The sequence below is a fragment of the Nostoc sp. genome (assembly GCF_036916985.1).
Lineage (GTDB): Bacteria > Cyanobacteriota > Cyanobacteriia > Cyanobacteriales > Nostocaceae > Nostoc.
Map to the genome: position 1 here is coordinate 1 of NZ_JBALFD010000086.1, position 21,676 is coordinate 21,676.

The 21,676-nt window shown below is 41.9% G+C and carries 23 protein-coding genes, 1 other RNA gene and 3 pseudogenes; 9 read left to right on the plus strand and 18 right to left on the minus strand.

Translation table 11 applies throughout. From position 1 onward, the window contains the following. Positions 1-95: 95 nt before the first annotated feature. The 13 genes and pseudogenes from V7L07_RS28005 to V7L07_RS28065 all read right to left on the minus strand — a co-directional run. Positions 96-236: pseudogene (locus V7L07_RS28005) on the minus strand (Photosystem I reaction center subunit III); the annotation flags it as partial. Positions 237-338: 102 nt separating this feature from the next. Continuing rightward, positions 339-728, minus strand: a transfer-messenger RNA (tmRNA) gene (ssrA, locus tag V7L07_RS28010). Between the two features lie 173 nt (positions 729-901). Next, the gene (locus V7L07_RS28015) at positions 902-1,849 is read right to left on the minus strand and encodes a F0F1 ATP synthase subunit gamma (protein WP_335062334.1); all 948 of its coding nucleotides are present in this window, start codon (positions 1,847-1,849) and stop codon (positions 902-904) included. 168 nt (positions 1,850-2,017) lie between these two features. Beyond that, positions 2,018-3,538 (minus strand): F0F1 ATP synthase subunit alpha, encoded by a 1,521-nt coding sequence (atpA, locus tag V7L07_RS28020; protein ID WP_179064006.1) that lies wholly within the window; start codon positions 3,536-3,538, stop codon positions 2,018-2,020. 181 nt (positions 3,539-3,719) lie between these two features. Continuing rightward, a complete protein-coding gene (atpH, locus tag V7L07_RS28025) occupies positions 3,720-4,274 on the minus strand; it encodes an ATP synthase F1 subunit delta (RefSeq protein ID WP_334696213.1) in 555 nt (184 codons plus the stop codon). Continuing rightward, the gene (locus V7L07_RS28030; RefSeq protein ID WP_335062336.1) at positions 4,271-4,843 is read right to left on the minus strand and encodes a F0F1 ATP synthase subunit B; all 573 of its coding nucleotides are present in this window, start codon (positions 4,841-4,843) and stop codon (positions 4,271-4,273) included. Before V7L07_RS28030 ends, atpH begins: the two co-directional genes overlap by 4 nt. A gap of 185 nt (positions 4,844-5,028) precedes the next feature. Further along, the gene (locus V7L07_RS28035; RefSeq protein ID WP_335062337.1) at positions 5,029-5,460 is read right to left on the minus strand and encodes a F0F1 ATP synthase subunit B'; all 432 of its coding nucleotides are present in this window, start codon (positions 5,458-5,460) and stop codon (positions 5,029-5,031) included. A gap of 322 nt (positions 5,461-5,782) precedes the next feature. After that, positions 5,783-6,082, minus strand: coding sequence for an ATP synthase F0 subunit C (gene atpE / locus V7L07_RS28040; RefSeq protein ID WP_334774708.1), 300 nt, complete (start codon positions 6,080-6,082; stop codon positions 5,783-5,785). A gap of 121 nt (positions 6,083-6,203) precedes the next feature. Next, positions 6,204-6,968, minus strand: coding sequence for a F0F1 ATP synthase subunit A (gene atpB, locus V7L07_RS28045; protein ID WP_335062339.1), 765 nt, complete (start codon positions 6,966-6,968; stop codon positions 6,204-6,206). A 60-nt stretch (positions 6,969-7,028) separates the two neighbouring features. Then, on the minus strand, positions 7,029-7,469 hold the full coding sequence (locus V7L07_RS28050) for an ATP synthase subunit I (RefSeq protein WP_335062340.1): 441 nt from the start codon (positions 7,467-7,469) through the stop codon (positions 7,029-7,031). A 620-nt stretch (positions 7,470-8,089) separates the two neighbouring features. After that, on the minus strand, positions 8,090-9,271 hold the full coding sequence (locus tag V7L07_RS28055) for a class I SAM-dependent methyltransferase (RefSeq protein ID WP_335062341.1): 1,182 nt from the start codon (positions 9,269-9,271) through the stop codon (positions 8,090-8,092). A gap of 82 nt (positions 9,272-9,353) precedes the next feature. Then, positions 9,354-9,683, minus strand: a complete 330-nt coding sequence (locus V7L07_RS28060) for a XisI protein (RefSeq protein WP_335062342.1) — start codon at positions 9,681-9,683, stop codon at positions 9,354-9,356. Further along, a pseudogene (locus V7L07_RS28065) lies at positions 9,671-10,086 on the minus strand (XisH family protein). Before V7L07_RS28065 ends, V7L07_RS28060 begins: the two are co-directional and overlap by 13 nt. Before the next feature lie 99 nt (positions 10,087-10,185). Between V7L07_RS28065 and V7L07_RS28070 the strand changes: the two are divergent. From V7L07_RS28070 to V7L07_RS28085, 4 genes are read left to right on the plus strand one after another with little or no spacing between them, the layout of a single operon-like run. Beyond that, complete coding sequence (locus V7L07_RS28070) at positions 10,186-10,314, plus strand: hypothetical protein (protein ID WP_334774712.1); 129 nt, start codon at positions 10,186-10,188, stop codon at positions 10,312-10,314. 41 nt (positions 10,315-10,355) lie between these two features. Further along, positions 10,356-11,015, plus strand: a complete 660-nt coding sequence (locus V7L07_RS28075; RefSeq protein ID WP_335062344.1) for a vWA domain-containing protein — start codon at positions 10,356-10,358, stop codon at positions 11,013-11,015. A gap of 10 nt (positions 11,016-11,025) precedes the next feature. Beyond that, a complete protein-coding gene (locus tag V7L07_RS28080) occupies positions 11,026-12,198 on the plus strand; it encodes a PDZ domain-containing protein (RefSeq protein WP_335062346.1) in 1,173 nt (390 codons plus the stop codon). A 10-nt stretch (positions 12,199-12,208) separates the two neighbouring features. Next, positions 12,209-12,592, plus strand: a complete 384-nt coding sequence (locus V7L07_RS28085; protein WP_335062348.1) for a barstar family protein — start codon at positions 12,209-12,211, stop codon at positions 12,590-12,592. Between the two features lie 83 nt (positions 12,593-12,675). On the opposite strand, the gene V7L07_RS28090 is transcribed toward V7L07_RS28085, so the two are convergent. From V7L07_RS28090 to V7L07_RS28105, 4 genes are all read right to left on the minus strand, one after another. Further along, on the minus strand, positions 12,676-13,122 hold the full coding sequence (locus V7L07_RS28090; protein ID WP_335062350.1) for a type II toxin-antitoxin system VapC family toxin: 447 nt from the start codon (positions 13,120-13,122) through the stop codon (positions 12,676-12,678). Further along, the gene (locus tag V7L07_RS28095) at positions 13,119-13,619 is read right to left on the minus strand and encodes a hypothetical protein (protein ID WP_335062352.1); all 501 of its coding nucleotides are present in this window, start codon (positions 13,617-13,619) and stop codon (positions 13,119-13,121) included. The genes V7L07_RS28090 and V7L07_RS28095 overlap by 4 nt, the downstream gene beginning before the upstream one ends. A gap of 64 nt (positions 13,620-13,683) precedes the next feature. Continuing rightward, positions 13,684-14,097, minus strand: a complete 414-nt coding sequence (locus V7L07_RS28100; RefSeq protein WP_335062354.1) for a type II toxin-antitoxin system VapC family toxin — start codon at positions 14,095-14,097, stop codon at positions 13,684-13,686. Positions 14,098-14,118: 21 nt separating this feature from the next. After that, positions 14,119-14,490, minus strand: coding sequence for a hypothetical protein (locus V7L07_RS28105; protein ID WP_335062356.1), 372 nt, complete (start codon positions 14,488-14,490; stop codon positions 14,119-14,121). 123 nt (positions 14,491-14,613) lie between these two features. Here V7L07_RS28105 and V7L07_RS28110 point away from each other — a divergent pair, with 123 nt between their 5' ends. Next, complete coding sequence (locus V7L07_RS28110) at positions 14,614-15,390, plus strand: 2-phosphosulfolactate phosphatase (protein ID WP_335062357.1); 777 nt, start codon at positions 14,614-14,616, stop codon at positions 15,388-15,390. Positions 15,391-15,421: 31 nt separating this feature from the next. On the opposite strand, the gene V7L07_RS28115 is transcribed toward V7L07_RS28110, so the two are convergent. Beyond that, complete coding sequence (locus V7L07_RS28115) at positions 15,422-15,952, minus strand: hypothetical protein (protein ID WP_335062359.1); 531 nt, start codon at positions 15,950-15,952, stop codon at positions 15,422-15,424. 531 nt (positions 15,953-16,483) lie between these two features. On the opposite strand from V7L07_RS28115, the pseudogene V7L07_RS28120 reads away from it, so the two are divergent. The 4 genes and pseudogenes from V7L07_RS28120 to V7L07_RS28135 all read left to right on the plus strand — a co-directional run. Then, a pseudogene (locus tag V7L07_RS28120) lies at positions 16,484-19,777 on the plus strand (phycobilisome rod-core linker polypeptide); the annotation flags it as partial. Positions 19,778-20,186: 409 nt separating this feature from the next. Next, positions 20,187-20,675 (plus strand): allophycocyanin subunit alpha, encoded by a 489-nt coding sequence (apcA, locus tag V7L07_RS28125; RefSeq protein ID WP_292849765.1) that lies wholly within the window; start codon positions 20,187-20,189, stop codon positions 20,673-20,675. Between the two features lie 65 nt (positions 20,676-20,740). Beyond that, a complete protein-coding gene (gene apcB, locus V7L07_RS28130) occupies positions 20,741-21,229 on the plus strand; it encodes an allophycocyanin subunit beta (RefSeq protein WP_179064019.1) in 489 nt (162 codons plus the stop codon). Positions 21,230-21,452: 223 nt separating this feature from the next. Further along, positions 21,453-21,659 (plus strand): phycobilisome linker polypeptide, encoded by a 207-nt coding sequence (locus V7L07_RS28135; RefSeq protein ID WP_179064020.1) that lies wholly within the window; start codon positions 21,453-21,455, stop codon positions 21,657-21,659. Positions 21,660-21,676: the final 17 nt, after the last annotated feature.

Below are 21,676 nucleotides of genomic sequence, written 5' to 3' on the forward strand. Positions count from 1 at the left end.
AGATTGAGCTAGAAACCCTTTGGCAGGCATAATAATGCTGAATGCACGGATATATCTAGTTTACCATTTATGCAATTGAAATGTGGAACAGCTTAGGAACGACCAATCCAGCCAATCCAACCAGCAATGTAGAGAAATATCACTATGGGAGTCAGCACGTCAAAGGCAAGGCTGAAGCGGTCAAGAACTAAATGAGGTAAACCATCCTCGCCACAAAGTAACTGAGAATAAGCCTTCCAGTTAGCTGTCTGTGCATTCTAGAAAATTCTAATGAGAGTTTCCCATAAAACAAAGTCCACTTACACATCACAGTGTCAAGTGGACTTGTTAACTATTTTTAGTGGATCCGAGCAGAGTCGAACTGCTGTCCAAATTGGGTATTGACCCCCCGCTCATTCACAGGTTTAGCCTTTCTGACCCTCAAGGCGGGAATCGTTCATTATCCCGAACGTAGGATGCTCTGATTTAATCTTAGCCAGCAAGCCAACCAGAGAACGCTTGCTAGAGCATCCGTTGGGGTTTGGTCTTCAGTCCTTAACGGAGTCAAACCGAAGACGCTCGAACCTATAAGAGGTGTTTAGGCAGCTACTAGAGCATCCTTACGAGCAAAGCTAACGATGTTATTCGCATTTACTTTTTGTTTGAGCCTTTGATTTCCGAGAGGAGACTCACTCTCGACCTGAATCACAGAGCAGCGTTCGCCAACCTGTCGAAACCGTGACGGACCCATGCGCTTCATACTTCAATTATAATACGCAATTCTTGAAATGTGTTACTAAACAAAAATTTTTGGTTCGTGCCAGTAAAGTCCCAAATACTAAAAACAGCCAATTGCTAATCTTAAGATAATTAGCAATTGGCTATATATTACAACGCACTACAAATAAATAATTAGCTATATCTAAGTTAGTGCTTCAGCACCGCCCACAACCTCAAGAAGTTCTTGAGTAATTGCAGCTTGTCGAGCTTTGTTGTAAGACAGCGTGAGGGTGTTAATCAGTTCACCGGCATTTTCACTGGCATTACTCATGGCTGTCATCCGCGCTGCTAGTTCACTAGCTGCCGATTCTTGCAGCGCCCGCAATAACTGGTTACTCAGATACAGGGGCAATAGAGAATCGAGAATCTGCACTGGATCTTGCTCGAAGATCATGTCAGGAGCTAATGTGCGGACTTGGCTAGTCACTTTTTCCCGTTCGACTTCAAATTTACCGCCGCGGGTTGTTAAGCGGAAGACTTCATCATCGGCTGCTTCTAGACCTTGTGGATCAAGAGGCAGTAGGGTTTGGATCACAGGACGGGAGCTAACTAATGAAAGGAATCTGGTATAGATTAATTCGATGCGGTCAACTTCTTCTGAAAGGAACAAAGAAAGTAGTTGGTCGGCAATCTGATTGGCTTCTGCGGCGGTGGGAATTTGCTCTAAGCCGCTGTAGGTGGCATCAATTGGCTGATTGCGGCGTTGAAAGTACTGTGTAGCTTTGCGCCCGACGATCACAAATTGATAGTTTAAACCTTCTGCCTGGATTTCTTTGGCGCGGTTTTCTGCACGACGGATGACGTTATTATTGTAGCCGCCGCATAAACCGCGATCGCCTGAAATAACCAACAACCCAACTGACTTAACTTGGCGTTTTTTCAGTAGTGGTAGGTTTGCTTCTTCAAAGCGCAGACGGCTTTGCAAACCATACAATACTTGTGCCAAGCGATCGGCAAAGGGGCGAGTTGCTAGCACTTGTTCTTGCGCGCGACGCACTCTAGCCGCAGCTACGAGACGCATGGCTTCTGTGATTTTTTTGGTGTTTTTGACCGACTGAATGCGATCGCGTATTGCTTTTAAATTGGCCATAACTTTAAGTTCTGAGTCCTGAGTTCTGAGTCCTGAGTGACAGAAAGTGCTGAATGCCAAGCTTCATAGGAATTGGAAATGTGAGAACCTGTAAGCATCATGCTCATCTATCTTCACTCTTTACTCCTCTTCTCACTCAGCACTCAGCACTCAACACTCAGCACTCTATTACGCTGTAGCTTTGAAGGTCTTCTTGTATTCGGTGAGTGCTTCCTTCAAAGCAGCTTCTTCTGCGTCACCTAATGCTTTAGATGCTTGTACTCCTTGGGCATACTGGGTCTTGCCAGTCTTTAAGTACTCACGTAGACCGGCGGTGAAGGTGGTTACTTGATTCACAGGTACATCATCTAAGTATCCATTAATACCAGCATACAAGATTGCTACTTGTTCGTATACTGAGAGTGGCGAATTTTGTGGCTGCTTCAGGAGTTCGCGCAACCGTTGACCCCGTGCCAACTGGTCTTGAGTGGCTTTATCTAAGTCAGAAGCAAATTGAGCGAAAGCTTGCAGGTCGTCAAATTGGGCTAGTTCCAATTTAATCTTACCGGCAACTTTTTTCATTGCCTTGGTTTGAGCGGCAGAACCCACGCGGGATACGGAAATACCGGGGTTTACAGCGGGACGGATACCAGCGTTAAACAAGTCAGAAGACAGGAATATCTGACCATCGGTAATGGAAATTACGTTAGTGGGGATATATGCTGAAACGTCACCAGCTTGGGTTTCGATAATTGGTAGGGCGGTCATACTGCCTTTACCTAATTCGTCACTCAGCTTGGCAGCTCTTTCTAACAAGCGGGAGTGAATGTAGAATACATCTCCAGGGTAAGCTTCGCGTCCTGGTGGACGACGTAGCAGTAGGGACATTTGGCGGTAAGCTTGGGCTTGCTTGGAGAGGTCATCATAAATTACCAGGGTAGCTTTGCCTTTGTACATAAAGTACTCAGCAATAGTTGCGCCTGTGTAGGGAGCTAGGTATTGTAGGGTTGCAGGTTCACTGGCGCTAGCGGCGACGACGATGGTGTAATCGAGTGCGCCTTTTTCTTGCAATGTTTGCACTACGTTAGCAACTGTGGAAGCCTTTTGACCGATCGCAACGTAGACACAAATTACATCTTCTTCTTTTTGGTTGATGATGGTGTCAATCGCGATCGCAGTTTTGCCGGTTTGGCGATCGCCAATAATCAATTCCCGTTGACCACGACCAATAGGAATCATTGAGTCAATAGCTGTGATACCCGTTTGCATGGGTTCGTGTACAGACCGACGGGCAATGATACCGGGTGCTGGAGATTCAATCAAACGGCTTTCTGAGGACTTGATGTCTCCCTTACCATCGATGGGGCGACCCAAAGCGTCTACAACTCTTCCAATTAAGGCTTCTCCTACTGGAATCTGGGCAATTCTACCAGTGGCAGTTACAGAACTACCTTCTTGAATTTCTAGCCCTTCACCCATCAACACCGCACCCACGTTGTCTTCTTCTAAGTTTTGGGCGATGCCAATTGTGCCATCTTCAAATTCCAAAAGTTCCCCAGACATAGCCTTTTCCAGACCATAAATCCGGGCAATACCGTCACCAACTTGGAGAACAGTACCAACGTTAGCAACTTTGACCTCTTGATCGTATTGCTCGATTTGTTGTTGGATAATGCTACTAATTTCGTCAGGTCTAATTGATATGCTCATGTGTCTATCTTTTTTGCTTTCGAGACGGAAAAATTCAAGAGTTAGGAGTTAAGAGTTAGGAGTGATGAGTTAAGAGTGATGAGTTAAAAAGCAAAGCTTAAAAGTTAAAAGTCAAAATAAATTACTATTTACTTAACTCCTAACTTCTAACTTCTAACTCCTAACTTCTAACTCCTAACTTCTAACTATTAGTTAAGCGCAATGAAAGGCGGCGCAACTGACCCCGGATACTAGCGTCAATTACCTGTGAACCTACTTTAATGATCACACCACCAATTAATTCGCTGTCTACCCTGGTTTCTAGTTCTACCTGACGAGCGTTGGAGATGGCGATGACCTTTTGGATGATTGCCTGCTGTTGAGCTTCTGTGAGGGGAACGGCTGAAATTACTTCCGCTAATACGGTTTGATTCAGCTGCCGCAACAGCGCCAGATATTGTTGAAAAATATCTTCCAAGAATGCAATGCGCCGCTTATCTACCAGTATCAGCAAAAAATTGCGTAAGTAGGGGTTAGCGCCTTCACCGAGTATTCGTTTGATGAGAGCTTTTTTGTTCTCAGACTGAATAAACGGGTTGCTGAAGAAGTTATGTAGCTGTTTATCTGCCCTGAGCAATCCCAGGAAAGTCCGCGCATCTTCCCCGAACTCTTCGGTCAAGTTTTTCGATTGCGCTATTGACAAAAGTGCCTGTGCGTAAGGTTGGGCTACTTCGGCTGATGCTACCTGACTTGTCATACATTGCCTCCCAGTTGTGCGATGCTACGGTCAATTAAACTTTGTTGAGCATCGTCGGCAATCCCGGTTTTGAGTTGCGATTCGACTTTTTGCAATGCTAGTGTAGCTACCCGTTGCCGCAGTTCGGCGATCGCTCGATCAGTTTCAGTGTTTAAATCTGCTGCTGCTGTTTGTTTCAAGCGTTCTACGTCTTGCGCTGCCTTAGATAACAAGGCTTCTTTCGCTTTTTGAGCGTTTTCTACAGCAGATTGGCGGATGCGTTCTGCCTCTGCCTGAGATTGCTTTAATTGGTCTTGCGCTTGGGAAAGGGCAGTCTTTGCCTCTTTTAAGCGCCCTTCTGCTTCCTGAATTGCAGTGGCAATATTGGATTGTCGCTCGTTCAGGATATTGCTTAAAACCTTACGTCCGAAGTAGAATAATATGCCAATCAGAATCGCTAGATTTATCAGGTTGGTTTCAAAAATGTCTAGGTTTAGACCGAAACCACCTTCTGCTGCGCCTTCTGCCAATTCAGACCCAACAGCGTTCGCTTCTGCGGCAAGTAATAAGAATGTGCCCATGATACCCATTTACAAGTGCGCTGCTCGCTTGCTAATACATTGTATTTTCCCGGAGGGAAATAAAGTATCTTTTCCCGTAGTAAATAAAGTATCTTTATCTCGTTGGGAAAAAGTGCCTTTTTTGACACTTAAATTTTGCGCTCTGGACTAGGGCCCAGCTGCGCGTATGCTTTCACAGAGCCAGTCTAGTTAGTTTATCTAACTGGAGTTGGCCCCAATAGTTTTTCTAGAATCTGCCGGCTTAAAGCATCGACTTGTTGCTCTAAGGTGCGAAAAGCTTCCTGCTTTTGTTGTTCTATTTCAACAGCAGCTTGTTCTCGTTGAGTCTGAGCTTCCTTTTGGGCCTCAGCAATTTTCTCGGCAGTAATTTTCTTAGCTTCTAGTTGAGCTGCTTCTACAGTCGCTTGCGATTGTCTGCGAGCATCTGCGAGTTGCTGTTCATATTCGGCGGCTAGACGCTCGGCTTTTGCCAAACTTTCCTTGGCATCAAGGGTATTAGTTCGGATATAATTATCGCGATCGTCTAGTACCTTGGTCAGTGGCTTATAGAAAATTACATTCAACAAAGCTGCTAATAGCAGGAACTGCAATGCCATGAAGGGCAAGGTAGCATTGAAATCAAACATTTCTCTCCTCTTTGGCTGGAGTAGCAGTTTTCATGGCTAGCAATATCATCCAACCTTTCGTATTTTAGAAATCCCAGAGCCAATAAGGGACAAGGGATTTTGGATTTGCAATTTTAGATTGACGATCGCATAGCGTTAGCAACGTCGGAGCGTCTTTTAGATTTGAGAGCAGGTATAGCTCATGAGCATATACCGAAAACTCTTGATCATCCAAAATCTAAAATTGGTAGTAAACTACATCAGAAGGACTAAATACCCAAAATATTTTCGATTGTAGAGGCGTGATAGTTCACGTCTCCACACTCACAAATACTTTTAGGTCTTACGCGAAGGGGTTAGCGAATAGCAATACCAAGGCAATAACTAGACCATAAATAGTCAGAGATTCCATGAAAGCCAAGGTTAATAGTAGAGTACCGCGAATTTTTCCTTCTGCTTCTGGTTGACGGGCAATACCTTCTACTGCTTGTCCAGCAGCATTACCTTGACCAATACCAGGGCCAATTGCAGCTAAACCAATTGCTAGAGCAGCAGCCAGAACTGAAGCAGCAGAAACTAATGGATCAACACCGGCGCCTGACGCAGCAGCTAGAACGTAAGAAGCAGAAATTAATGAGCCCATGTTGATTTTCCTTACCTTGAGTACAAAATGAACAATTTTTGTGTTTAGATTTCCGATTTTAGATTTTGAATTGAATCCAAAATAAGCATCCAAAATCTAACATTACATCAACTGAGGGACTCTAATGTGACTCCTCATGTTCTTCTTCACCATGTCCCTCTAAAGCCTCATGAATGTATGCTCCGGCTAGGGTGGCAAAAACCAGGGCTTGAATAGCGCTGGTAAATAAACCCAAGGCCATTACGGGTAGAGGTACAAACAGAGGAACTAGCAGAACCAGCACCGCTACTACCAATTCATCCGCTAATATATTGCCAAATAGTCGGAAGCTTAGGGAGAGGGGCTTGGTGAAATCTTCGAGAATTGCGATCGGCAATAGAATGGGTGTCGGCTCGATATATTTCTTAAAGTAGCCCAAACCACGCTTGCTAAAACCTGCGTAAAAATACGCTAAAGAAGTCAGCAGTGCCAATGCAACAGTCGTATTGATGTCATTGGTGGGAGCTGCCAATTCACCCGAAGGTAGCTTGATGAGCTTCCAGGGAATTAGCGCCCCTGACCAGTTCGATACGAAAATAAACAGAAACAATGTGCCAATAAATGGCACCCAAGGGCGGTACTCTTTCTCACCGAGTTGGTCTTTCGCCAAACCACGAATAAATTCTAGGGCATACTCCATTAAATTTTGGATGCCACTAGGAATTCTTTTTGCATTGCGAGTAGCTGCTATTGAAGCCACTACTAAAATGCTAATCACAAACCATGAGGTGAGAAAAACTTGCCCATGAATTTTAAGATTGCCCAATTGCCAGTAGAAATGTTTACCTACTTCTAATTCGGCGAGGGGAAAAGAATTAAAGGCGTTTAAGACACTAAGCATTTGCATTCTTCAAGCATTTTCCCCAACGAGCGAGGATGGGATTACTATGTTTGTGAGCCTGACTTTTTAAGAATCAGGAATGAACGCAATTTGCACCATATAGACGAGCAGGGTGGCTTTGTAAGTTAGAAACCCCAAAAATATGGGTAGAATCTGTAGCTCACGCCATTGAGTTGCCACGATCATTACTCCCATAAACACAGCTAAACGGGTTTTGCTCAGACGGGTTTTTTCACTACCGAGCCGCTCAACGTCTTTAGCCAGCATTTTTAAGTAAACCACACCTGTACACGCCCCAATTAAATAATTGAGGGCAATGTTTAAGGAATAAAAAATCCACACAGAGATAAAAATAACCCCCGTCAAGACAAGCGTGATTACCAATAATCGCTGGAAGAGTTGATAAAACTCTTGCATGGAGTTACCTGATTCTGTGTCTTCAGAACCAGTTTTAGCATCTTGTTGCGTTGTCGGAGTGGGCGCAATTGATTCGTCAGACAAGCTCACGGGACTTGAAACCAGTACAGTTAAATATGATGACTGCACATTCAGTCAGATGAATCATATCACGATCCGGTAACAATACTTTAGGAAAAAACAATTAACTTCTTGGCAACGTTAAACAGTCAGTAAAGTCGCGCTCATAGTGGCGAGAGTGCGGCTGATGAGATGGGGAAGTGAAGGAGAGAATTATCAAGAATTACTGCCTGCAAAATTCAAAATTTCTTCCAATTTCGCTTTTTTCGGTGAATAATTGTCCTCCAGGGTTTTGTATAACTAGGGTGCTTCAAATCAACTGGTGCTTGAGGAGCATAGACACGGACTGCGAATCAGAAATTGTAGAGTAGCAGACCGTCGTTAGACATTGCACCACTGCTGAATTCCAAAAAACTCCAATTCTCTGGATGTACGATAATGCGTTTCTTGGGCACTTTACTAATTTACATTAGATTTGCGAAAAGTAGTGATGGGCGATCGCTCATCACTACGAGTATAAATTGTTTTGATTAACTCCGTATCAACATCCAGGCGATTAAAAATCGCAGCTACACAAGCAAAGTCCGCCTGCGCGGACTAACACCAAAATAGGCTTTCAAATTTAATCTGACGAGAGTACTAAAAGAGCGTTAAGCAGGTGTCAACAAAATCAACTGCTGCTGGACAAGCCTTCTTACTTCATCCAATCCCAGTTCTACACCTGCCAAAATATCTGCAACTGTGGAATGACTATCACATCTTTGCATAAACTCAAACTCTGCTACTGATAAATTAACAATTTGGTAATCGTAATTAAAGAAACATTGACTGGGAAATCCCTCAATACAAGGATTAAGTTCGGGAATCGCTGTTAGTAGAGAATTATCGTCTGTCCAATCGGCTTTGATGAGGGGAGGACGACCGAGGAAAAATTCGTAATGAGTTACTTCTGGATCTAGTAATTCTATCAGCCGATAAAGCTGGCGATCGCTCAATTCTTTTGCCCGTTCTACTAACTCTGGTGCTTTGCTCAAAAGTCTCTCTAAATCCCAGAAACTCGGATTGGAGAAACCAATAAATTCTAGTCCTGAAGCATCAATTAATTCAAATAGCGTCTCAATGTTGTAGTCAATTTCTTGGGGATGAACGTACATATCAGCAAAGTATTCATCCTTGTGGTTTTCTAGTGACCAACGCTGTTTATCGTATTTGACAATTCGGTTATTTTCTGGTAGAGAAGCAAATATTTGTCGCCCGACTTGAACACCATCGCGGTAGTCGCCTTTTTTGTCGCCTTGAATAAGTGCGATCGCTTTTTGCATGAGTTGAATTTCCCAGCGTCCCAATTCCCCGTACACAAAAATGTGCATCAAGCCGCCTGGGGCTAACTTCTTCGCCAAAGCTTGAATACCGCGAATGGGATCGGGGGTATGATGCAAAACGCCAACACAGTTAATTAAATCAAACTCACCCGGCAACTGTTCCACATCAAACAAACTGAGGTGATGAAATTCAACGCGGTTAGCCCCTGAACATTGACAACGTTCTTTGGCTACAGCTAAAGCGCCAGTACTGAGGTCAATTCCCACCACAGAAGCTTGAGGATTGAGGTGAACTAGGTACTCTGTACCCACACCAGTACCGCAACCTGCATCTAAAATCCGAATATCTTGCTTTTGAGGTTTTTGACCTGTGCAGAAGTTGTGGGCGGCTAGCCAATTCCAGCGCCAGTTGTAGCCTGGGGGTGGTTCATCCAACAGGGCTTCCGGCGGAAAGGGGTAGGTATTGTAGAGTTTGGCAACAGCAGCACTAACAGTTTGGGAATCGGACATGATCAGGAATAACGCAGTATTTCTGAGTTTAGCGGATAGTGGATCTTTAGGGCAAAGGTTACTATTGCTTATTTCCTGCTAATTATCCAACAGCAAAGTCAGTAAATTCGCGTTTATAAGGAGCGTGAAATCCTAATACAATATCTTCTTTAGGTACACCGACAGCAACTAATTCATTAGCAATACCGATTTCTGTACCATCTCTTTGTATCCAAATTTTGTTGTCTTTGATATCAACATGAATGATGACTCCATAAATTCTCCGTTGTTCTTTCCAGCCAATATTTAAGACTTGATAATGATGGCGTTCTGCATCAAACAACAATTGAACTTCTGTGCCATTAGCCACATCATTAGCGGAATGGTTACTTAAAATATCTTGAATGATTTGAGAGTAATTTATTCCTTCCATAAAACAATGTCCTGACTTAAGGAATTAAATATTAAAAGTTTAATTTGATATTCTTTTAAAGAATCTTGAATAAATTGACGTGAGAAAAAGTCTTGAGATGTATCTTGGCTAATAGCTAGATATAAAATGCGTTCTGGTTCTTCTTTTTTAATGCTAGCCGATAATTCAGGGTTTGACCTAAAGCAAGATGAAATTCCGTTACTTCCGATGTACCTATAAAGGATTTAATTTCTACAGCTATTTTTTGACCTTGTTTTTGTGCTGCTAATAGTCTTTCTGCTCCTAAATCCACAAAAAATTCAATGTCATCAACTTTCAGATGCAATGGATCATGAGTAATCATCCAACCATCTTTTTCTAAAGCTGTGCGGACAGATTGATGGAATATATCTTTAGAAGGCATAGGGAAATGGATAGGTATTGTAGAGTTTGACAACAGCAGCACTAACAGTTTGAGAATCGGACATGATGAGGAATAACGCAGCATTACTGAGTTTAGCGAATGCTGGACACTTCAGGTAGACAAATAATTGCGATCGCCATCAGCCTACATAGCCTATATATTTTAGGTAGGAAAGTTGTTTCGGTAATAACACCACTGTTTAAGTATCTATTAGCTAGTAAAATATAATTATATATCTTGTATAAGAATTTACTCAATAGGAGCATTAAATGGCTGTAGGAATGCCTGAATTCGTTGAAAATCCAGAAAATCGTTGCCCTGTAATTCTGCTGCTCGATACTTCTGGCTCTATGTCAGGCCAGCCTATTCAAGAGTTAAATCGAGGACTTGCTGCTTTCAAAGAGGATGTACAAAAAGATTCCCAAGCATCGCTGAGTGTGGAAGTTGCCATGATCACATTTGGCCCCATAGTTAAACTCACGCAAGATTTTGTAACAATTGACCAATTTACACCGCCTACATTGGAAGTAGGTGGTGTTACGCCAATGGGTGCGGCGATTGAGTATGCTTTGGATTTTCTAGAAAACCGGAAGCAGACTTATAAAGATAACGGTATTCTCTATTATCGCCCTTGGGTGTTTTTGATTACAGACAGAGCGCCCTCAGACTCCTGGGATTCAGCCGCGCAAAGATTGAGACAAGCAGAAGCACAAAGCCGACTGTCATTTTTTGCGGTTGGTGTAAAGGATGCTGATATGAATATCCTCAAACAAATTTCTCCTCCTGAACGTCCACCAGTTACACTAAAGGGCTTAGATTTTCGCGATCTGTTTGTCTGGCTATCTGCTTCGATGAAACGGGTTTCTAGTGCCAAAGTAGGACAAGCTGTAGCTTTACCGGCTATGGGATGGGGTCAAATTACTAGTTAGAGGAAATTTTGTGAAGTGGAAAGCTGTTGCGCGTTACGAGATTGGAACAAGTCATCAAAAACAGGAGATAGGTTGTCAAGATTATGGCAATTATTATCGCATCTTTGACGATGTGATTGTAGGTGCTACTGAAGTACACGATCGCTTCCGGTTAGCAGTCATTATCTATCAGTTGTTGTTTGGTGGTCAAACTCCTTTTGCGGGAAAGTGGATAGGTGCGGGGGACACTCCAGAAACTAATGAACTTATTCGTCAGGGTTTATGGCTGTATGCACCAAACCGTTTGATGCAACCTGTACCAAGGACAATACCTCTTGAGATTATTCACCCAGAGGTTCAGCGATGTTTTCTCAGATGCTTTAACGATGGTTATAAAAATTCTAACTTGCGCCCAACTGCTGGGGATTGGGTAAAGGCGCTCAGACTTGCTGTTAATGAGTTAACTATCTGTGGAAAGGTAGACAGCCACTACTACAGCCAAACTTATGGTAAGTGTTATTGGTGCGATCGTTCTACAAAACTTGGTATTGATATATTTCCTGGCTTTGCTAGACCAAAACAAGCTGCTTTTGTTGTATCAACATTAAAACCTAAAGCTTTTGCCGCAGAGAAAATTATAGAAATAGTTCTGCAACAAGGGCAAAGAATAAGTGTAATAGGTAGAGAGTTGTCTACTACAAACCCGATTCAAAATTATGCTCAAGTTATTATTATTTCAGTATTAGCCTCATTAACGTTATATTCACTTATCATTTTTTCTATTAGTAGTCTATTTTCTAGCTCTAACAATTCTAATTCTGTGAAAGATGCAAAAGATAAATTGACTCAACCACAACGGAGAGAAATAGACACAAGTAAGATTAAAGAGTATACCATCCGTATTGGTATTTCATTCCAAGTTAATGAAGAAACTAAAATACCAAGAATTACTAATGTTTTGGAAAAATCTCCAGCAGCATTGGGAAATATTAAAATTGGTGATCAAATCTTGGAAGTAAATGGCATATCGACATCAAAAATGAGTGCGGCAGATGTAGCTAATTTGATGCAAGGAGATGTAAATACTGAAGTCTTTTTTATCGTGAAACGTTGTTCATCCCTTGTAAAACTTTCTGATGGAAGCATAGAGACTGAATGCCAACACCTAAATTTTAAGAAGTCATCTACTAGTCTTGATAAGTAAGGATAAATACATGACTGAATTTATAAATTGTTTGTCAATAGATATAAAACAAGGCATACGTGAAGCAGTGGAACAAATAGCCGCAGAACCAGGAACTAAAGTTTTTTATCTTGATGGTAAAAAAATTAATAGCAAAGAAACATTTTTAAGTAAAGCTGCTGAAGCAATGCAATTTCCTACATACTTTGGTGATAATTGGGATGCTTTTGATGAATTTATCACCGATTTAACATGGTGTCCGGCTGAGAGATACGTTATATTGTATGAGCATGCTGATATATTTGCTCAAGCTGAACCGACACAGTACCAAATAGCATTGGATATTTTAAATTCAGCCAAAGAGTACTGGGAGGCTAATAATATTTATTTAAAGTTTTTAGTTATCAACAAATAGGCAAATTGATTTTTCCATTATTATCTATCTCTTTTCTTATCCTATAAATTAGTTAATCCTACAAATCATGATTAAGACATCTTTTATGTAGGCAACTTAACAGTCCAATCTTCTAAAAGTAAGTATGCTTTTTCAAAATCCTGAGTATTTCTGGTTACTAAAATTCCATCAACTGATTCTGCAATTGCAGCAATGCGTAAATCTTGTGTACCAATTCTTACACCTTTCTCCCTAATTAATAACTCATAATTTTCAAAAGCACGATTATCAAAATCAAGAATTCTGATATTTTTGAAAAATTCAATTTCATCAGCCAATCTTTTATAAGCTGCTATCAATTTATCTGATTTCAATGGTTTATTGTTATATTCATTAATATTTTTAAGCCTTCCTCGAAGCTTCTCCTCCAATGTAATCACAGTAACAGCAAGATTTTCAGGGTTTTTTCTTTTTATACGCTGTGTAACCTCTGGATGTCCTTGTTGAAAAAGTGATAGATGATCTGTATCTAATATCCACAACTTATTCACTGTATTTGATCCTCTACATTTTTATTTGCTTTTATACTCTCATCAAAAAGACTCTTATAATTCATAGCAGCAATACGATCTCCGCCTGTGAATTTTTTTGCATATTCATCTATCTCAGCATCATTTTGTTTATTACGTTCATCAATTTGTTTATAATAATCCTCCATTTCTGCATCTAATTCACTTCGATATTCTTCTATGTGGTTCATCACTTCATCAAATTGAGTATCATCTTTGAACATTCCCGCAAATTTCATCCAAGAATGTTCAGCTTCTTCGGCGTATTCAATTTCTAATGTAACTATTTCTGGTTTTCGTTGTTGCATAATCTGAATGAGATTATTTAAAGCTTCTTCTTCAGTCGCACCAACACTTTGATAGTTTGGTAAACCTAACAATGTGGCTTTCACTGTACCATCTGGTTGATTGTCAATTAACACATCATAATTTAACTGAGGTGCTGCCTTCTTCACCGTGATTTTTCTAGATAAACTCATGATATTTTTAACCCTTAAGTTAAATATTGCTTATACCCATCAACAAAAATGTTTATAAATTTTATTATGACCTTAATAAAGCTACAAACCCAGCTTGTACAAAATGAATATCAGCCGTGACTGCATAAATTAAACCCTGTTCCTTCATAACAATAAATGATATACAATCAGTCAAACCCCAATTTTTATCTTGACGACTGTGATAAAGTTCCAGCGCACGCATGAGAAGCTGTGTATCTACACTGACAACCTTGATATTATCTGTTTGATAACACTGATTAATAAACTGAACTGATGCTGTCCGATGTACTGCACTTAAAGCATTACCAACTTCTATCAAAACTGCTTCTGTCACGCATACTTCAAAAGCATTTCTTACTCTTGGGAATAATGCTTTAGCTTGATGATGGTATTGGTCATTCTTGTTCAGTACAGCCTGAATAAATACTGTATCTAAAAACAACCTTTCTTGATTCATTCTATTATCTAATCGTTATTTTTAGGGCATTCCATACAAATAGTGATTATGTCGAATTGACCAATCACTTGGTGCTTCAACTGTTCCTGTTAATGCCTCTAGTACATCCCAAGCGTTACCCTCAGAGTTGAATATTTCCGCAGCTTCCATTAAAGGAGATTCAATTTTAGGAGGGTAGGTTTCTTCTAAAGTAAATATTTTAAGGTTTCGTTGCTCTAAAAGCTTAATGAGATTATATAAAGCTTCTTGTTGATTCTCACCAAAACATTGATAGTCTGGTAAACCTAACAATGTTGCTTTCACTGTGCCATCTGGTTCGGTTTCAATTAAGACATCATAATTTAACTTAGATGCTGTATTTTTAGGATAAGTTTGGATAGTTAAATTCATCATATTTTTCCCATTTAATCGTTATTTTAATTATAACTGCTGACATTATTGCGTAGTAAGGAATTTATTCCTCAAAGTATTTTTAGGTGCGTTAGCGGAAAGTACAGCAATATTTTTCAGGATTTAGTGCGTTACCCTATTGTCTTTGGAACTGTAGCGATCGCACCAATGATTTACAACCAATCAGAGTTTGATTTACGCTGTGAGTGGGGTTTACAAGGAGTTGCTCAACTCGCGCCCATCAGTGATGTAGTTGTGATAGTTGACGTTCTCTCTTTTTCTACCTGCGTGGAAATTGCCACCAACAACGGCGCGATAATTTTTCCCTACGCAATCAGAGATGAATCTGTCATAGATTATGCCAAATCAGTCCGAGCAGAGTTGGCAAGTCATAGACAACGTTGGACTATAAGTGGATATTCTCTCTCGCCAAAATCGGTGCTTCAGATTCCTGCTGGAACTAGACTAGTTTTACCATCACCTAATGGCTCTTTTCTGACTTTACATACAGGGAATACACCAACTTTGGCTGGCTGCTTGCGAAATTGCCAAGCTGTAGCGCAGTTTGCTCAAAAGTATGGTGATAAAGTCGCTGTGATTCCTGCCGGTGAGAGGTGGAAAGAAGACGGTAGTCTACGTCCTGCATTTGAGGATTTAATTGGTGCTGGGGCAATTCTCAGTTATTTAGATGGCAGTTTATCACCAGAAGCCGAAGTTGCTGTGACAACATTTCAGGCTTTCCAGAAGGATTTACTAGAGTACTTGAAAAAATGCAGTTCGGGTAAAGAGTTGATTGAAAAAGGTTTTGAGTCAGATGTTGAACTGTCCGCCGCTTACAACGTTAGTGATTGCGTGCCTTTCTTTACTGATAATGCGTATGTAAATTACACCCTACAGGCTTAATCAAACTCAAAAATTACGAATTACGAATTAATTAAACGTCGCACTGATTGGTTTGGCAATATTTTGCATTATCTATAAACTCTTGCAACTTACTCAAGGAAATTATCTGCAATGATGACCCACCTTGTACTTCAGCCGCGATGTAAGCAAACTTTTGTCCGCGATAAAATTGGTCACGTCCAACTTTGGTGACATACCGAGACTTCTGGAAATCATTGCCAATATTAAAATTATAAATATTTTGTAACAATTTCACTGCGTTGGCATTTTTTGTGGTGAATTTAAGACGTTTATCAGCACTAACGGTTATGCCTTCTTTATTCACTGTCCCATTTTGAGAAGTGACATCAGCATAAAAGTATAAATTTCCCTTTGTACCCTCATAACCGTGAGCTTCGCTGTTGTATCTCAGAGTTGGTAGCTGAGGTCTGGTTTTTGCCCATTTCACAACTGTGCTGATATTTTGCTCTGGAAGCGCATTTGCCGGAGCGACAGCTAAAATAACTGCGATCGCAGACAAAGTAACATTAAATAAATAGTTAAATTTAAAACTTTTGTGCATAGTATTTCCCCTATATATAAATACTGACTATTTGCAGATTAAACTACCACCAATTAAGAATTGCTTCCCGTGCGGTATCAGTTGCAAATATGATTTATTTAGTAGCAAAAACAACTTAACATCGACTAATAACCACTGTCCAGTGACTAAGTACAAAATTTTATTAATTCGTAGCGAATTCTCTGCGTGCCTCTGTGCTTACCTCTGCACCACTTTGCGTTTAAATAAAAAATCAATCGGCACATAGTTCCCAACATCTACTTAGTTACAAAACTTAGACTTAATCTCAGACAAACTGGAGTATACACTTTTAAGACTGGAGACATTTAAGATACATGTTCTACATACTTCTTAATAAATCCGCCTTGAGAACGCAAAACGTTCTAATCTAAAAGCTAACTGGGTTAATTTACTGGCAGTTTTGTAGGCAATACTCTCAAGCTCATAAAGCATAGATACACCGATGTGTCAAGCCTCAAAACAATCCAGACTTAACATATAAACGCTTATGATGGGAGTTTTACAAATCCGATGAGTGTTAAGGCGAGTGGTGGAAGCTCGGTTGCGCGTCCGCAACTATATCAAACCCTAACTGTAGCCACAATTACCCAAGCAGAGCAGCAAGACCGCTTCTTGGGAAATGGTGAATTAAATGAACTGGCAAGCTATTTTGCATCTGGTGCAAAGCGTCTAGAAATTTCCCAGACGCTAACAGATAATGCCGAGATTATTGTGTCTCGGGCTGCCAACCGGATTTTTGTCGGTGGTTCGCCAATGGCTTTTTTAGAAAAGCCCAGAGAAGCAGAACTAGTAACTGTTGGTGGTGGTAAAGACGTTAGAGAAGACCTCAGACTAGGAACCGTAACCTACGTTGAAAGTCGTGGTGGGTTCCTAGAAAATTTACGCTCAATCTTCAACTCATCCCCCAGCGGCCCGACACCCGCAGGTTTCAGACCAATTAACATTGCTCGTTATGGCCCAAGCAATATGGCCAAGAGCTTGCGGGATTTATCCTGGTTCTTGCGCTACGCTACTTATGCGATCGTTGCTGGCGATCCCAACATCATAGCGGTGAATACAAGGGGTTTGCGGGAAATCATTGAAAATGCCTGCTCTGGTGAAGCAACGCTAGTAGCTTTGCAAGAAATCAAAGCTGGGTCACTTTCGTTTTTCCGCAACGATGCTGAGGCTACAGAAATTGTGTCTCAGTACATGGATGTTTTGTTAACAGAATTCAAAGCAGCCACACCTTCAAATAAAGTGCGCCAACGCCCCTCTGGCGACCAACAAGGGTTACAACTGCCGCAAATTTACTTTAATGCCGCAGAACGTCGTCCCAAGTTTGTCTTGAAGACTGGGTTATCAGCCACCGAAAAAAATGAAGTAATCAAGGCCGCATATCGGCAAATCTTTGAGCGCGACATTACCCGTGCTTATAGCTTATCCATCTCTGACCTGGAATCCAAAGTGAAGAATGGCGACATCTCTGTGAAAGAGTTTGTCCGTCGTTTAGCTAAATCTCCCCTTTACCAAAAACAGTTTTACCAGCCTTTTATTAACAGCCGAGTCATCGAACTAGCTTTCCGTCACATTCTAGGACGGGGACCAAGTAGCCGAGAAGAAGTACAAAAATACTTCTCGATTATTTCTAAGGGTGGTCTACCGGCTTTAGTAGATGCCTTAGTAGATTCTGCTGAATACAGCGACTATTTTGGTGAAGAAACAGTACCCTACCTGCGGGGTCTGGGTCAAGAAGCACAAGAATGTCGCAACTGGGGACCGCAGCAAGACTTGTTTAACTACAGTGCGCCTTTCCGCAAGATACCTCAGTTCATTACCACATTTGCGGCTTACGAGCAACCGTTACCAGATCAACATCCCTACGGTTCTGGTAATGACCCCTTGGAAATTCAGTTTGGGGCGATTTTCCCGAAAGAAACTCGCAACCCCAGCACCAATCCGGCTCCTTTTGGCAAGGATACCAAACGCATCCTAATTCACCAAGGGGCAGGGATTAATAACCAAAATAGTAATCCCAGGGCGCGGGGTGAAGCTCCTGGTACTCTTGGACCCAAGGTGTTCAAGTTAGATCAACTGCCTGGTACTAGAGGTAAAAAGGCTGCCAAAAATTCTAGCGTCAGATTCTCCGAAAGCTCCACGCAAGCATTGATTAAAGCTGCTTACCTGCAAGTTTTCGGTCGCGATCTTTACGAAGGTCAGCGACCGAAGGTATTGGAAATAAAGCTGGAAAACGGCGACATCTCGGTGCGAGAGTTTATCCGTGGTTTGGCTAAGTCTGATGTGTTCCGCAATCTGTACTGGTCATCGCTGTATGTTTGTAAAGCGATCGAGTATATTCACCGCCGCTTGTTGGGTCGTCCGACTTATGGCCGTCAAGAAATCAACAAATACTTTGATATTGCTGCAAAACAGGGCTTTTACGCAGTAGTTGATGCCATTATTAACAGCGTAGAATACAGCGAAGCCTTTGGTGAAGATACAATTCCTTATGAACGGTATCTAACTCCTGGTGGTGTGGCAGGGCGACAATTGCGTGTTGGTAGCATTCGTGATGATATTGCCGCAAAAGTCCAGAAGGAAGTAACACCGAGCTTTGTGACACTGGGTACTGTAACAGAAAATCGGTCAGAACCAGATATTCAGTTCCGTATTAACCAAGGTGTCAGCAAGCAACGGGAACAAACCAAAATCTTCAAGCTTGTGGCCAATACCAGTGACAAAGTTGCAGTCAAAACTTTGATTAGCGCTGCGTACCGTCAGATTTTTGAGCGGGATATTGCACCCTACATCGCTAAAAACGAATTTACAAAGTGGGAAAGCAAGCTGGGGAATGGCGAAATTAGTGTGAAGGAATTTATTGAAGGTTTGGGTTACTCTAACCTCTACCTGAAAGAGTTCTACACACCTTACCCCAACACCAAAGTGATTGAGTTGGGAACCAAACACTTCTTGGGACGTGCGCCACTAGACCAAGCAGAAATCCGCAAGTATAACCAGATTTTGGCTACTCAAGGTATTCGTGCCTTTATTGGTGCTTTGGTAGATAGTGTGGAATATAACCAGGTGTTTGGTGAAGATACAGTGCCTTACCGTCGCTTCCCCACCTTACCTGCGGCAAACTTCCCCAATACAGAGAAGTTGTACAACCAGCTTACCAAGCAAAACGATGACGTGGTTGTACCAAGCTTTAAGCCAGTACAAGCCCGTGTCGGAGCTAGTAACGATACACCGCTTGTGCTACAAGCGATCGCAGATATCGCAGCACAAGCAAATGGTAAGCCATCCTTTGCAGAACTGGGTCGTTCCTACAACGATGCTAGCGGACAATCAGTGGAACAAGGTGTGCGTAAACATGCACGCATTTACCGTCTAACCGAAAACACCAACCAAACCGAAAAACAACAGGCAATCAACGCCATTTATCGGCAAGTGTTGGATGTATTTAGCGGTGAAGTGCCTGATAATTTCCGCCGTACTGACTTAGATAGCAAACTCCAGAATGGTGAAATTTCCGTCCGCGAGTTTGTGCGTGAACTAGCTAGTTCCCAAATCTATCGCCAGCGCTTCTTGTCACCTTATCCTGATGCCAAGGTCATTGAGTTCCTCTTCCGTCATCTGTTGGGGCGTACACCCGCAACTCAGGAAGAAATTCGCCAGTACAACAAGCTGCTAACCGATAGTGGTTTGTCCGCTGCTGTAGAAGCCATAGTCGAAAGTCCAGAATATAGCCGCTACTTCGGTGAAGATGTTGTGCCTTACAACCGCTTCCCATCTCTGCCAGCAGGTAACTACCTTGGCAGTGTAGGGGTTGAATAGGGAATAGGGATTAGGGAGTAGGGAATAGGGAATAGATTATTTCCCATCCCCAATCCCCAGTCCCCAGTCCCCAATCCCCTGTCCCCTGTCCCCTTCGTTACCTTTCGTAACACTGCTCTCAGATTGCTGCTAAAAGAGTAAATTCTGAAAAGCAATATTACAAAGTATTAAGAGCAGTCATAAATGCTCAACAGAATGCCGGAAAATGTTTTGCGGAAGGTAACTGAGTTTAAAAGCTAGTTGACTGATGTTGACTCAAGCAAACTCGTAATTTATTAGCCGTAGCAGTTGTAAAACGGTTGTGTCTAAAAGAACGAGAATAAACTCAGTAAACCAAATCTAAAGTCGCACCAGTTTAATCAAATCCTGGTTTCATTCGTACTGGAGGAATCCATTAATGAGTATTGTCACGAAAGCTATCGTGAATGCTGATGCAGAAGCCCGCTACCTCAGCCCTGGTGAGTTAGATCGGATCAAGTCCTTTGTTGCAAGTGGTGAGCGCCGTGTGCGGATTGCTCAAATTTTGACAGAAAATCGCGAACGTCTTGTTAAGCAAGCTGGCGATCAACTGTTCCAAAAGCGTCCTGATGTTGTGTCTCCTGGTGGTAACGCTTACGGTCAAGAATTGACTGCTACCTGTCTGCGTGACCTAGATTATTACCTCCGCCTCATTACCTACGGTATTGTTGCTGGTGATGTTACCCCCATCGAAGAAATTGGTGTTATCGGTGCCCGTGAACTGTACAAGTCCTTGGGAACTCCTATCGATGGTGTTGCTGAAGGTATCCGTGGGCTGAAGAATGGAGCTTCTACATTGCTCTCTGGTGATGACGCTAGTGAAGCTGGTGGCTACTTCGACTACCTAGTTGGCGCTCTTCTAGGATAAGTTGAAGCTGTTTACCTACTTAAACAGAAGTATTGCAATACGGTTGGAAATAAGGAATTAACAACATGGCTCAAGACGCAATTACCGCTGTCATTAACTCCGCAGACGTTCAAGGTAAATACTTAGACAACGCTGCTTTAGAGAAGCTGAAAGTTTACTTCTCCACTGGCGAACTGCGGGTACGTGCTGCTAGCACCATCAGCGCTAACGCTGCTGCGATCGTTAAAGAAGCTGTAGCAAAATCTTTGCTATACTCTGACATCACTCGTCCCGGCGGCAACATGTACACCACCCGCCGCTATGCTGCCTGCATTCGTGATTTGGACTATTACCTCCGCTACGCTACCTACGCTTTGTTGGCTGGAGATCCTTCCATCCTCGATGAGCGTGTGTTAAATGGCTTGAAGGAAACCTACAACTCCTTGGGCGTTCCTGTTGGTGCTACCGTGCAAGCTATCCAAGCAATCAAGGAAGTAGCTGCCAGCTTAGTAGGTTCTGACGCTGGTAAGGAAGTCGGTGTTTACTTAGACTATATCTCTTCTGGCTTAAGCTAAGAGCTAGTTTGCGCTTAAGAATTTAGGTGCGGCTTTATTAAGGTCTGGAAATCAACCGTGAGTGCTAGAACGTTAGATTGCTTATCTTGGTAAATTATCAGTGATGAGTGTTGGTGGTCTAGTATTGATGTTTGATTTCCAGCCTTGGAATGATTAAAAGATTTGCACTCAAGATTTTGAGATAAAAAAAGTTTTCACAAAATATACAGGAGATTTTCAAAACATGGCCCGTTTCTTTAAAATTACTGCTCTAGTTCCCAGCCAAACCCGAATTCGTACCCAACGCGAACTACAAAATACTTACTTTACTAAGCTAGTTCCTTATGAAAACTGGTTCCGCGAACAACAACGTATTCAAAAAGCAGGTGGCACAATCATCAAAGTGGAACTAGCAACTGGTAAGCAAGGTGCTAATACTGGCTTATCGTAATTCTGTAAATAGAATAT